13 protein-coding genes and 2 tRNA genes are annotated in these 13,734 nt (G+C 30.5%); 12 read left to right on the top strand and 3 right to left on the bottom strand.

What is annotated here, in order from left to right; translation table 11 throughout:
* Positions 1-91: 91 nt before the first annotated feature.
* The 10 genes from BWR22_RS13130 to BWR22_RS13085 all read left to right on the top strand — a co-directional run bounded on the left by BWR22_RS13130 (position 92) and on the right by BWR22_RS13085 (position 8,135).
* A tRNA-Gly gene (locus BWR22_RS13130) sits at positions 92-163 on the top strand.
* 32 nt (positions 164-195) lie between these two features.
* Positions 196-279 (top strand) — tRNA-Leu (locus BWR22_RS13125).
* 336 nt (positions 280-615) lie between these two features.
* A complete protein-coding gene (locus BWR22_RS13120) occupies positions 616-1,938 on the top strand; it encodes a TolC family protein (protein ID WP_076734112.1) in 1,323 nt (440 codons plus the stop codon).
* Positions 1,939-1,945: 7 nt separating this feature from the next.
* On the top strand, positions 1,946-3,154 hold the full coding sequence (locus tag BWR22_RS13115; RefSeq protein ID WP_076734111.1) for an efflux RND transporter periplasmic adaptor subunit: 1,209 nt from the start codon (positions 1,946-1,948) through the stop codon (positions 3,152-3,154).
* A 5-nt stretch (positions 3,155-3,159) separates the two neighbouring features.
* Entirely contained in the window at positions 3,160-3,903 is a 744-nt protein-coding gene (locus BWR22_RS13110) for an ABC transporter ATP-binding protein (protein WP_076734110.1), read from the top strand.
* A gap of 2 nt (positions 3,904-3,905) precedes the next feature.
* A complete protein-coding gene (locus tag BWR22_RS13105) occupies positions 3,906-5,126 on the top strand; it encodes an ABC transporter permease (protein ID WP_076734109.1) in 1,221 nt (406 codons plus the stop codon).
* A gap of 28 nt (positions 5,127-5,154) precedes the next feature.
* The gene (locus tag BWR22_RS13100) at positions 5,155-5,553 is read left to right on the top strand and encodes a DoxX family protein (protein ID WP_198033381.1); all 399 of its coding nucleotides are present in this window, start codon (positions 5,155-5,157) and stop codon (positions 5,551-5,553) included.
* A 15-nt stretch (positions 5,554-5,568) separates the two neighbouring features.
* Positions 5,569-6,603 carry a sensor histidine kinase gene (locus BWR22_RS13095; RefSeq protein ID WP_083678311.1) on the top strand — a complete coding sequence of 345 codons (1,035 nt, stop codon included), beginning with the start codon at positions 5,569-5,571 and terminating at the stop codon, positions 6,601-6,603.
* A 3-nt stretch (positions 6,604-6,606) separates the two neighbouring features.
* On the top strand, positions 6,607-7,338 hold the full coding sequence (locus tag BWR22_RS13090; protein WP_076734107.1) for a LytR/AlgR family response regulator transcription factor: 732 nt from the start codon (positions 6,607-6,609) through the stop codon (positions 7,336-7,338).
* Positions 7,339-7,523: 185 nt separating this feature from the next.
* On the top strand, positions 7,524-8,135 hold the full coding sequence (locus tag BWR22_RS13085) for a DUF6515 family protein (RefSeq protein ID WP_076734106.1): 612 nt from the start codon (positions 7,524-7,526) through the stop codon (positions 8,133-8,135).
* A 346-nt stretch (positions 8,136-8,481) separates the two neighbouring features.
* On the opposite strand, the gene BWR22_RS13080 is transcribed toward BWR22_RS13085, so the two are convergent.
* From BWR22_RS13080 to BWR22_RS13070, 3 genes are all read right to left on the bottom strand, one after another.
* Entirely contained in the window at positions 8,482-9,450 is a 969-nt protein-coding gene (locus BWR22_RS13080) for a sugar phosphate isomerase/epimerase family protein (RefSeq protein ID WP_083678310.1), read from the bottom strand.
* Between the two features lie 136 nt (positions 9,451-9,586).
* A complete protein-coding gene (locus BWR22_RS13075) occupies positions 9,587-9,865 on the bottom strand; it encodes a hypothetical protein (protein ID WP_076734105.1) in 279 nt (92 codons plus the stop codon).
* 112 nt (positions 9,866-9,977) lie between these two features.
* Positions 9,978-11,204, bottom strand: a complete 1,227-nt coding sequence (locus BWR22_RS13070) for a 3-deoxy-D-manno-octulosonic acid transferase (protein ID WP_317042527.1) — start codon at positions 11,202-11,204, stop codon at positions 9,978-9,980.
* 137 nt (positions 11,205-11,341) lie between these two features.
* Here BWR22_RS13070 and BWR22_RS13065 point away from each other — a divergent pair, with 137 nt between their 5' ends.
* Positions 11,342-12,466 carry a DegT/DnrJ/EryC1/StrS family aminotransferase gene (locus tag BWR22_RS13065; protein WP_076734103.1) on the top strand — a complete coding sequence of 375 codons (1,125 nt, stop codon included), beginning with the start codon at positions 11,342-11,344 and terminating at the stop codon, positions 12,464-12,466.
* Between the two features lie 116 nt (positions 12,467-12,582).
* The gene (galE, locus tag BWR22_RS13060; protein WP_076734102.1) at positions 12,583-13,596 is read left to right on the top strand and encodes a UDP-glucose 4-epimerase GalE; all 1,014 of its coding nucleotides are present in this window, start codon (positions 12,583-12,585) and stop codon (positions 13,594-13,596) included.
* Positions 13,597-13,734 lie beyond the last annotated feature (138 nt).

Raw genomic sequence — 13,734 nt, 5'->3', positions numbered from 1 at the left:
TTTAATAATTTTTACAAAAACGCTTTGTTGTTTGCAAAAAAGACTTAAATTTGCAACCGCAATAGCAATATTGTATGTTCATATAAAGACTGCGAAAGTAGCTCAGGGGTAGAGCATCACCTTGCCAAGGTGAGGGTCGCGGGTTCAAATCCCGTCTTTCGCTCTGAGATATTTTTCTTTAAAATAAATTCCAATGCTGAAGTGGTGGAATTGGTAGACACGTTGGACTTAAAATCCAATGTCCATTAGGACGTACGGGTTCAAGTCCCGTCTTCAGTACATAAAAAAAGCCGAAACGAAAGTTTCGGCTTTTTTGTTTTTATAAATTTTGATATTTTATTGTTTAATCATTAAAACACCTGCGCTAGTTTGATATAGGTCTCCTGTAGCAAGGCCACCAGAAGTAGATTCTGCTTCTGTATTAAATACCAAAAGCCTTCTTCTTCATTATTTTGGAAAATTTTTAGATTTCGTTTAGTAAAAAAGCTTTTAAAAAAAATCTCGTCGATAGATTTCCCGATTTCGTATAGTCAAAACCTACAAACGTCTATCGCCTTATAATAAGATAGCATATAGTTTCATCTTTGAAGTGTAAAATTAAAACACTTTTAAAAAATGAAATTATATCTAATCATATTAAGTTTATTTTTTGTGCAGCAGACGTTTGCACAAGATACATCTACTAAAGTTTGGTCGCTTCAAGATTGTATAGATTATGCAATTGAGCATAATATAACAGTTAAAGATGCTGCTTTAAATAAAAATCTTGCCGAAGTAGATTACAGTAAAGCAAAGTCGTCTAGACTACCTAATTTATTTGGTAGTGCATCGCAAAGTTTTTCTAACGGAAGTACTATCGATCCTATTACTAGTGATTATGTTACAGACCAAATACATAGTACAAATGTTGGTATTAATAGCTCGCTAACTTTATTTCAAGGAAATCAACTTAACAACCAAATTAAGCAAAATAAGATTTTATTAGAACAAAGTATTTTTCTAGAAGAAGTAGAAAAAAACAATATTGCTTTAAATATTTTGGAAGTGTATTTACAAACACTTTATAGTAAAGAAAGCATTGTTATAGCTGAAAATAACGTTGTTGCATCAGAAAAAGAAGTTGAACGTGCAAAAGCAAGATTAGATGCAGGAACCATTGCTTTAGGTGATTATACCGAAGCGCAGAGTCAAGCAGCCACTAACAAATTCAATGTAATATCTGCTAAAAACGATTACCAACAATATATTATTCAACTAAAACAACTATTAGAATTATCACCTTTAGAAGACATTGAAATTGAAACTATTGATGAAAACATGGATTTAGTAAATCTAAACATCGATAAAAATCAACTATACAATAATGCTATTGGTTTTCTGCCAGAAATTCAGGCAAGTAATTTAAATATTGAAGCAAACGAAAAAGAGCTTGATATTGCTAAAGGTGGTTTTTTACCAACCTTATCGTTAACCGGAAGTGTTGGTTCTGGTTATACAAGTATTAACGATAATACGTTTTCAGATCAGTTTGATGTTAACTTCAATCAAAAATTAGGATTATCGTTAACCATTCCAATTTTTAATAGAAACCAAACCAAAGCTGCGGTTAAAACAGCAACAATTAACATTGAGAAAGCACAAATACAAAAGCAAACTACAGAGAAAGAAGTGTATAAAAAAGTAGAAACTGCTTACCAAAATGCAATTTCTGCACAAGAACAAGTTATAGCTGCAGAAGCCTCTAAAGTAGCAGCTGAAGAAAGTTATAAACTTGCACAAAAAAAATACGAATTAGGAGCGCTAAGTACAACAGACTTGGTAATAAGCCAAAACACATATACCAATGCTCAGCAAAACTATTTACAATCTAAATACTTAAATATTTTATACCACCAATTATTACAGTTTTACCAAGGAAACGACATTAAAATTAATTAACAGAATTATGAAAACTAAAAAGAAAATTATATTAGGAAGCATAGTATTAGTGATACTTGCTATTGGAGCATTCAGTTTTATAAAAAGTGATGATGCTATAGTTATAGAGCCTAAAACCGTTACAGCAAAAATAAATAATGTAACCACTATGGTTACTGCAACAGGTACTATTGAGCCCATTACACAAGTAGAAGTTGGGACACAAGTTTCTGGAGTTGTCGAGAAAATTTATGTAGATTATAATAGCGTTGTTAAAGAAGGTCAACTTATTGCAGAATTAGATAAAACCAACTTAAATGCTTCAAAAATACAAGCACAAGCAGCTTATGATAATGCAGTAAGTCAACGAAATTACACAAAAACAATTTACGACAGACAAAAAACATTATTCGATAATCAAGTCATAAGTAAATCAGATTTTGACGATGCAGCATTTAATTACGAAACAGCAAAAGGAACTGTAATACAGCGTTATTCAGATTTACAATCGGCTAGAACCAATTTAGGTTATGCTAATATTTATTCGCCAATTGATGGTGTTGTATTATCTCGTGCAATAGACGAAGGACAAACTGTTGCAGCAAGTTTAAGCACACCAACGTTATTCACAATAGCTCAAGATTTAAAAGAAATGCAAGTAGAAGCAGATGTAGATGAAGCAGATATAGGTAATGTAAAAGAAGGACAACGTGTAACCTTTACAGTAGATGCTTATTTAGGCGAAACTTTTGAAGGTGAAGTTACTCAGGTTCGTTTAGATCCAACAGTAACCTCAAACGTAGTAACGTACACAGTGGTTATTAAGGCGCACAATCCAGATTTAAAACTTAAACCAGGATTAACAGCAACCATTTCAATTTATACTTTAGAGCTAAACAATGTGTTAACTGCGGAAGCTAAAGCCATAAACTTTACTCCGGATACAGAAACGTTAGCGTCTTACAATGCATTTCATAATTTATCAACTACTAATAAGGTAAATTCTAAAAATGAAACTACACTTTGGGTATTAGGAAAAGATAAAAGTATAACACCAAAAACAGTAACACTTGGAGCTAGTGATGGAGTTAATGTAGAGGTATTAAGCGGAATTAATAAAGGTGATGAGCTAGTATATAGTTTAAAAGGTGTTTCAAAAGCTGAAGCTTCAGGACCAGCAGGAGCAAACGAAAGTCCGTTTATGCCACAACGTCCAGGAGGAAACAAGAAAAAATAAAAGCCATGAGTAAAGATATTATTAAAATAGAAGACTTAAAACGTCAGTTTACTATGGGAACCGAAACGGTACATGCCTTAAAAGGAATTTCTTTTAATATAAAAGAAGGCGAATTTGTTACCATAATGGGATCTAGTGGTTCTGGAAAAAGTACGATGCTTAACATTTTAGGATGTTTGGATCAACCAACCTCTGGAAAATATGAAATTGATGGAGTAAGTGTTAAGGCTTTAAGCCGAAATGAATTAGCAACAATAAGAAACGAAAAAATAGGATTCATATTTCAATCTTATAACTTATTAGCAAGAACATCGGCAATTGAAAACGTAGAATTGCCATTGTTATATAACAGTAAAGTGTCTACTGAGGAACGTAGAGAACGTGCTATAAAAGCATTAGAAATGGTTGGTTTAGGAGAACGTTTGCATCATACACCTTCGCAGCTTTCAGGAGGACAACAACAGCGTGTTGCTATTGCAAGATCGTTGGTAAATAATCCAGTAATGATTTTGGCAGATGAAGCCACAGGAAACTTAGATACAAGAACGTCTTACGAAATTATGTCCTTGTTTCAAGAATTAAATCATAAAGGGATTACCATAACTTTTGTAACACACGAGCCAGATATTGCCACTTTTAGTAGTAGAACAATTGTTTTAAAAGATGGAAATATCATGCAAGATTATAAAAATCATAAAATACAATCTGCAGCAGAGCAATTAGCAAAACTGCCTAAACAAGACGATTAATTATGAGACTATTAAATTTAATAAAAATTGCTTTTAAAGCAATTGTCCTTAATAAAATGAGAACCTTACTGACTATGTTAGGCATCATCATTGGTGTAGCGTCTGTAATTGCTATGTTAGCTATTGGAGAAGGTTCTAAAGAAAGTATCCGTTCTACTATTTCAAATATGGGTTCAAATATGATTACCATAAGACCAGGAGCAGACGATAGAGGTCCAGCTAGAGGTAGTGGAGGAGATGTACAAACTTTAACACTTCAAAATTATCAATTAATTAAAGAGCAAGCCAATTTGCTAAGCTATGTTACACCTGTTGTAAATGGTGGAGGACAAGTTATTAATGGCTCTAACAACTGGCCTTCTACAATTTATGGTGTTAATCCAGAATATCTAGATATTAAAGTAGTGGATTTACAAAGCGGAAGTATGTTTACAGATGCAGATGTGCAATCGGCTTCAAAAGTAGCAGTTATAGGACAAACCGTTGTAGATAATATATTTCCTGATGGACAGCAACCTGTTGGGCAAATGATTCGTTTTAATAACATTCCGTTTAAAGTAATTGGTGTTTTAGAAGAAAAAGGAGAAAATACGTTTGGTCAAGATCAAGATGATGTTGTTATTGCGCCTTATACTACAGTGCAAAAACGTATTTTGGCAATAGATTATCTTAATCAGGTTATGGCATCTGCAATTAGTGAAGATGATGCTGCCGATGCTGTAATTCAGGTTACAGAAATTTTGAGAGAACAACATAAATTATTAGACTCAGAAGACGATGATTTTACAGTGCGTTCTATGGAAGAATTAATTTCCACCTTTAGTTCTACTAGCGAAATGTTAACTGTATTATTAGTTGCAGTAGCAAGTATTTCGTTATTAATTGGAGGAATAGGAATTATGAATATTATGTATGTTTCTGTAAAAGAACGTACTAAAGAAATTGGTTTGCGTATGGCAGTTGGTGGTAAAGGGTCAGATATTTTAATGCAGTTTTTAATCGAAGCTATATTAATAAGTATTACTGGTGGATTGCTTGGTGTAATCTTAGGACTCGGAGCCACAGTATTTATCGAAAAATTCTTAAATTGGCCTACAAGTGTTGCGTTGTATTCTATAGTGATTTCGTTTGCTGTTTGTGCGGTAACAGGTATCTTTTTTGGATGGTATCCTGCAAGAAAAGCTTCAGCTTTAGATCCAATAACTGCATTACGTTACGAGTAATATAAATAACAAATTAAAGAAAATGAAAATGAAAAAAAATAGTGATATAGGATATTTAGTTTTAAGAATTACGGTTGCAGCATTAATGCTATTTCATGGTGTGGCTAAATTAAGTCATCTTGATGGTATTAAAGGTATGCTGTCCGGAATTGGATTGCCAGAATTTATGGCTTATGGTGTTTATGTAACAGAGATAATTGCACCAATACTTATTTTAATTGGGTTTAGAACACGCCTAGCATCACTAGCTTTTTTCTTTGGTATGATAGCAGCTATGTTTCTTGCACATTCCGATAATTTATTCGCTTTATCTAAAAGTGGTGGACTTGAAATAGAACTTATTTTATTATATGCTTTTGGTGCCTTAGTGTTGTTTTTTACTGGAGCAGGTAAATATGCACTTTCAACCAAAAATAGTTGGGATTAATACATCGAATTAAAAATGATTAAAAATAAAAATATAACAATACTCTCACACATTTTAGTTTGGTTTGTATTGTTTAGTATGCCTTACTTATTGTCGTACGGTCAAGAGCAAGATATTAATAGAGTAGTTATTCATTTTTGGATTCCGTTGGTCTTATCTGCTGTATTGTTTTATTTAAATTACTTTGTACTAATAGATAAATTTCTATTCACAAAAAAAACAGTTTGGTTTGTTGGTATTAATTTAATTTGCATTGCCTTATTTATTTATTTTAAAGAAACAGTTGAGAATACTTTTTTTCAAGATATAGTAAAAAAACGAGCAAATAATAGTAGTTCTGGTCCACCTTTTAAAATGTTTATATACGTTCAAATGGTATCTTATATGGCACCATTATTATTTTCAATAGCAGTAAAAACAACAAAACGTTGGGTACAAACAGAAGCCGAACGTAAGGAAGCTGCTAATTTTAAATTACAGTCAGAATTACAACATTTGCATTATCAACTACAGCCACATTTCTTTTTCAATTCTTTGAATAATATTTATGCGATGGTAGATATTTCTCCAGATCAAGCTAAAACATCAATACATAGTTTAAGCAAATTGATGCGTTATATGTTATATGAAACAAGCGAAGAATCTATAGCTTTAACTAAGGAAATAGATTTTATGAAAAAATATATCGAGCTTATGAAGCTTCGTGTATCTGACAAAACAGTTGTTAATTATAGTTTTCCTTCAGCTGAAACGGGAATTAAAATTGCACCTTTATTATTTATTTCATTAATTGAAAACGCTTTTAAACATGGTGTTTCCGCTAGTAAAGCAAGTACAATTGATATTAATATGACTTGCGATAATCAAACGGTTTTATTTACTATCGAAAATCATAACTTTCCGAAGAAAACCGAAGATAAAAGTGGATCAGGAATAGGACTTCCAAATATTAAAAAACGATTAGAATTGTTGTATCCAAACAAAAACAGTTTTAAAACCTTTGTAAAAGAATCGCGTTTTGTAGCACAATTAGAAATTGAAACCAATTAAATTATGAGCAACCTAAAAATATCTTGTGTTATTGTAGACGATGAGCCTATGGCTTTAAATTTAGTAGAAAGTTATGTGGAAAAAACACCTTTTTTAGATTTAAAACGAAAGTGTAGTAGCGCAATTGAAGCTATGGAGTTTATAAAAAATAATCCTGTAGATTTATTGTTTTTAGACATACAAATGCCAGATTTATCTGGTATTGAATTTTCTAAAATGTTACCAAAAGAAACACGTGTTATTTTCACTACAGCTTTCGATCATTATGCGTTAGAAGGTTTTAAAGTAGAAGCCATAGATTATTTATTAAAGCCTTTTGATTATGCAGAGTTTTTAACTTCGGCAAACAAGGCTAACACTTGGTTTGAGTTGTTGAAAGGCAAGAGAGAACCTATAGTTTCTGAAGAAAAAGAATTTCTTTTTGTAAAATCGGAATACAAACAATTGCGTGTAAAGTTAGCAGATGTTTTATATTTTGAAGGGTTAAAAGACTACATTAAAATCTGGTTGAAAGATAACCCAAAAGCTATTTTAACGTTAATGAGTTTAAAATCTTTAGAGCAAGAATTACCAGAAACACAGTTTATGCGTGTACACCGTTCGTTTATAATTTCACTTAAAAATATAGATGTTATAGAGCGTAGTCAGATTATAATTAATGACCAACGTATAACGGTTTCAGAGCAATATAAGCCTAAGTTTTTAGAGTATATTAATAATAATTCTCTGCATTAATTTACTAAGATTTGGTCTCTTCAAAAATATCTCATCTATAAAATTATCGATTTAGTAGATACAATTTAGCTAACGGTCTATTTTCATTTTTTAACAGAAATATTTCAAATACTTTTAAACTATTAATACTAATAAACGTCTTAGTATTAATAGTAAAATAAAGTTGAATTTTAAACCTTTAAATTATGAAAACGTTTATAAAAGCATACATACTACCAGCAGTATTACTGGTAGCATTTGCAACTCAAGCAGAAGCACAAACAAGAAGAACAACAACAAATAATAATAGTAGAAAAGTTTCAACTACAACCAGAACCACTACAACAACTAAACGTACAGTTGCTAAGCGTGTACCAAGTACAAAAGTAACTTATAAAACGCCTAAACGTAAAGTGGTTTCGGTTAGAAATGTACCAAACAGAACGGTTGTTACACATAGAGGACAAAATTATTACTATGCTAATAATAAGTATTACACACAATCTAGAGGTCGTTATATTGTAATAGCTCCAAAGGTTGGTTTTAGAATTAAAACTTTACCTGTAAACTATAAAAGAGTTCGTTTTAATAATTATAATTATTACAATGCTCATGGTATATTTTATATTCAAGTAGACAACCAATATGAAGTTGTAGATCCAGAAGTTGGAACAATTGTTTACGAGTTGCCAGACGATTATGAAAAGGTTGTTATAAACGATGAAACGTTTTACGAATATGCAAATATATTATATGAAAAAGTACAGGTAGATGGTACTAGAGCTTATGAAGTTGTTGGTATAATAGAAATGGAATAATAAAAAAAAGATATATTTTTTGGTTAGTTAGTTGATGGTTGGAGAGGAGAATAGTTGTAAAGCTATTCTCCTTTCTGTATTTAATAATAGAGTATAAATTTAGTCTAGTAACATATAATAAACATTGGCATAACTTTTAGTTAATATAGCATAGTATTTTAATAAAATACTTGTTTTAGTATATGTATTGTATTTCTATATTGTAACACGCAAGAAGGAATGAAACATAAAGTAATTGATTTTTTTAAAGAATCGCTAAAAAGAAACATTTCTGACTAAAGCAAAATATAAAAGCTTCAGATTTATTCTGAAGCTTTATAATTTTAATAAATAAGTTTTTTTAAAACTATTTAACGTTTTTCCAAGTCTCTTTAATAAAAATTAAGTCTTTTTCTAAATAGTTAAACACTTCTTTTTTATCTATTTTAATTGTATAACTTCCTTTTTCTGCACCACCTAAATCATATTCTGCGTGTAAAGATACTGGTACATTTACATTGTATTTTTTTAATAATGAAAAATAGCGTTTAAAATCTACCATGCCTTCTCCTAAAGGAACATTAATAAGTTTCCAATTATTATTTACTTTTTTCCAGATAAAATCTTTTAATACTATCGAGTTAATAAACGGTAATATGCGTTTAAAACCAAGCTCCCAACTTTGGCTACCTTCTACAACTGCATGTCTAATATCATATTGGCAACCTATATTTTTACCATTAGTAGCTTCTAGAATAGGAATTAAATCCCAAACTGGTGCACCAACATGGTTTCCTGCATGGTTTTGATAACCACCTATAAGTCCTAGTTTTTTATTAAGTATTTCTAGCTCTGTTGCTTGTTTTCCAAATAAGGCTTGACTATCTGTAATAGATTTGTTTTCAGGATATTTTAACCAATCTGTACGATAATGTGTGAAGCCTTGCTCACTAGCTGTTTTTAGTACTTTCTTATTTTCAACGTTGTTAGCATCCCAAACATTTGTCGATAGCATTTTTGGCTTAAGCCCATGTTTTTTCATAGCTTTTACAGCTTTAGGTAAATCTGAAATAACATTTTCAGGAAGTACATGTCCTTTTCGTCTTACGGTAAGATCTAAACCATTAAATCCCATATTTGCAGCAGCTGCAGACATGTTATCGTAATCTAAAAATTGTAAGTGTTTAGAAAATAAATGTATATCTAACTCTTTAGGAGCATTAAAATTTTCAACAGTTAGAGTTGGTGTAAATGATAATAGTGGAATACTTGCTAAACCTAATGCAGAAAGTTTGGTAAAATCTCTTCTTGTATATTTGGTTGCAATATGCTTCATTTTAATGCTAATTTATTAGCAATGAAGATACTGGTTTTTTTAAAATTATCATACTTATAAAAATCTTCCAATTTTAAATGTAAAAAAAAAAGCCCAATCCAAAAGGATTGAGCTTTTTAACTATCTAGTATTCTAATTAGTTTTTGTCGTCATCAGTTGCTTCTTCAAGAGCCTCTTTAATAGACTCACCAGCTTCTTCAGTTTCTTCTACTGCATTATCAATAGCTTCTCCTGCTGCTTCAAACCCACTTTCTGCTGCTTCACTTGTTTCTTCAGCTGCATTTTCAATAGCATCACCAGTTGCATCAGCTGCATTTTCTAATGCATCTCCAGTTTTTTCAGCTTCTTCTCTACAAGATGTAAACGTTGCGCTAAGTGCTAATAATAAAGCAGCGCTAAATAATAATTTTTTCATTGGTTTTTAGTTTTAAATTAATTTAGATGTGAAATTACTATTTTGCAAATTAATTTTAACATTTTTAATTTATATTTTTTAACATTTTCTTATTAAATGCAATAACTTCAGATTAAATACGTAAAAAGTCTAGTATTTGGATTATCGCTCCTTTATTTTTTTCTATAAATTTAAAATTATTTGTTCCAAATTCAGTTCTTAAGGCTTGATTAGTTATAAATAGATTTAAAGCTTTATTTAATTCTTCTTGGTTAGATATTGAAATCATTCCTCTATTATCAATCATCGATTGTGCTTCAGGGAATTTTTTATGGTTATTACCTATTATTATAGGAACTCCAAAAACTGCAGCTTCCAAAGTATTGTGCAATCCTGTTGTGCCTAAAGCTCCACCTACATAAGCAATATCTGCATAACTATACACTTTAGTTAATAAGCCAATAGTATCTAAAATTAAGACTTGATAATTTTCTAAAGATTTATTTTCCTTTTTAGAAAAAAGAATAGAAGATTTAGAAATGTTATTCTTTAGTTCTTCAATTTGTGTAGACTTAATATTATGTGGAGCAATAATAAATTTTATGTTCTTATTAGAATAAGTATTTATATAATTAATAATTAGTCTTTCGTCTTCAGGCCAAGAACTACCAATAACTACACATAAATTATTATTTTTAAATTCCTCTATAAAATTTAAAGTATTGTCTTGTTTTAATTGGTTTGAAACACGATCAAACCTAGTGTCTCCAGAAACTGTAACATTGTTATAATTAATATCTTTTAAAAGTGTTTTAGATACTTCGTTTTGAGTAAAAATATGCTCGAAAGCAAATAGAGCTTTTCTTGTTTGCTTACCGTACCATTTAAAAAAGGATTGATTTTTTCTAAAAGAAGCAGAAATTAATATAGCTTTTAAATTTCTTTTTTTTAGCTCATTTAAAAAATTTGGCCATATTTCGTACTTAACAAATACGGTTAATTCTGGATTTACAATATTTAAAAATGTTCTTGCATTTGCTTTACTATCTAATGGAAGATAAACTACAACATCTGCAAAAGGAGCATTTTTTCTAATTTCGTAACCAGAAGGAGAGAAAAAAGATAAAACTATTTTATGTTTAGAATATTTTTTTCTTAGTTCAGAAAAAACAGGTAATCCTTGCTCATATTCGCCTAAGGAGGCACAATGAAACCAAAGTGTCTTATCGTTACTTAATATGTTGGTTTTTAGGGCAGAAAATGTATTGGCACGACCTTGCACACCAAGTTTTATTTTAGTGTTAAAAAGTGCTACAATTTTTAATACTAAACCAGTAATAAATATTCCAAAAGAGTACAATAAATTCAATTTTAAAAATGCTTTGCGCTAAAATACATAATTCATTGTTTAGCATTTACGAATTTTGTAAATTCGTTCACCTATTCAATAGGTATAAGCATTATTAATGTTTATTTTAATCTTAGATAATATTTCAAATGAAAAAAATACAAATGGTTGACTTAAAAGGTCAATATACCCAAATAAAAAAAGAGGTTAATGACTCTATTCAAGAAGTTTTAGAAACAACAACCTTTGTAAATGGACCAAAAGTTCATGAGTTTCAAAAAAATTTAGAAAACTACTTAGGTGTTAAACATGTTATACCTTGTGCAAATGGAACAGATGCACTGCAAATTGCAATGATGGGACTTGGTTTAAAACCAGGAGATGAGGTTATAACTGCAGATTTTACATTTGCAGCAACAGTAGAAGTTATTGCACTTTTAAATCTAACTCCTGTTTTAGTAGATGTTAATCCAGACGATTTTAATATTGATATAGAAGCTGTTAAGCGTGCTATTACACCTAAAACTAAAGCAATAGTTCCTGTTCATTTATTTGGGCAATGTGCCAACATGGATGCAATAATGGAAATTGCAAAACAAAATAATTTATTCGTAATAGAAGATAATGCACAGGCTATTGGAGCAAAATACACCAATAGTAAAGGAGAAAAACATATGTCTGGAACTATTGGACATGTTGCATCAACTTCGTTTTTTCCATCTAAAAACTTAGGATGTTATGGAGATGGCGGAGCAATTTTTACAAACGATGATGATTTAGCCCACACACTTCGTGGTATTGTAAACCACGGTATGTACAAGCGTTATCATCATGATGTAGTAGGTGTAAATTCTCGATTAGACTCTATTCAAGCCGCTGTTTTAGACGCTAAATTACCACATTTAGATACTTACAATAATAAAAGAAAAGAAGCTGCAGCCAAATATGATAAGGCGTTTAAAGATAACCAGCATATAATTATTCCAAAACGTTCTGGAGACCATGTGTTCCATCAATATACCTTAAAAATTATTGATGCAGATAGAGATGCTTTAGTACAACATTTAAATGATAAGGGTATTCCATGTGGTGTATATTATCCAATACCATTACATAAGCAAAAGGCTTATATGGATTCTAGGTATAATGAAGCCGATTTTAAAGTTACAAACCAGTTGGTTAAAGAAGTAATTTCATTACCAATGCATACAGAATTAGAAGACGATCAAATAGAATTTATAACAAAAACTGTTATAGAATTTATAGATAATTAAAATATTTAGTTATAAATTTTGGCATTTAATAGCTAAAAGTTAGAACTATAGCGTATAATTTTCTTCTTACACAGGTATTAGGAGGTGATAAAATAAAAGATTTAAGTATTAGAATAATGCCAAAAATATTAGTAACAGGAGGATTAGGTTATATTGGTTCGCATACTGTAGTTGCTTTACAAGAAGCAGGTTTTAAAGTAGTAATAATAGATAATCTTTCTAACTCAACACTTAAAGTATTAGAAGGAATTGTCTCTATTACTGGTGTAAAACCAGAGTTTGAAAATTTCGATTTAAAAGAGAAAAATAAAATTCAAGAGTTTTTACAGAAGCATGATGATATTTCTAATGTAATTCATTTTGCTGCAAGTAAAGCAGTTGGCGAAAGTGTAGAAAAACCATTATTATATTATGAAAATAATATAAATACCTTGGTTTGTCTTTTACAAGAATTAAATAAAAAGGAAAGTATAAATTTTATCTTTAGTTCGTCTTGCACAGTATATGGGCAGGCAGATGTTATGCCAATTACCGAAGAATCTCCTATTAAACAAGCCGAATCTCCGTATGGAAAAACCAAGCAAATAGGAGAAACAATAATAGCAGACATATGTAAAGCTAATAAAAAATTTAATGCTATAGCTTTACGTTATTTTAACCCAATAGGAGCGCATAAGTCTGCAAAAATAGGAGAGTTGCCTACAGGAGTACCTCAAAACCTTGTACCTTATATTATGCAAACAGGAGTAGGGAAGCGTAAGCAATTGTCGGTATTTGGAAATAATTATCCAACAAAAGACGGTACTTGTATTAGAGATTATATACATGTTGAAGATGTTGCTAGTGCTCATGTAATCGCAATACAACGATTATTAAATAAAGGCAATAAAAGTAATCTTGAAATATTTAATCTTGGAACAGGAAAAGGAAGTACTGTACTAGAAGTTGTTAAATCTTTTGAGCGTGTTGCTAACCAAAAATTGAACTATAAAATTGTAGAAAGAAGACAGGGAGATATTATGTCTGCCTATGCCGATACAAGTAAGGCGAATACAATTTTGGGTTGGAAAGCAAAATTTACACTTGATGAAGCTATTCTTTCTGCTTGGAAATGGCAAAAAACGCTTTAATTTCTATTATCATATTCTAAAAGATAGCTCTGTCTGTTTGCGAGTCTAATAATTATAATACAGTATCATTATAGATATAATATTAATTGTTTGATTAACAAAGGCTTAACGTGTTTAATTTGTGTTTAACATATAATC

The sequence above is a fragment of the Lacinutrix venerupis genome (genome assembly GCF_001971745.1).
Classification (GTDB): Bacteria; Bacteroidota; Bacteroidia; order Flavobacteriales; family Flavobacteriaceae; genus Lacinutrix; species Lacinutrix venerupis.
Note: the sequence above shows the minus strand (reverse complement) of the source record. Positions and strands in the feature narration are given on the sequence as shown.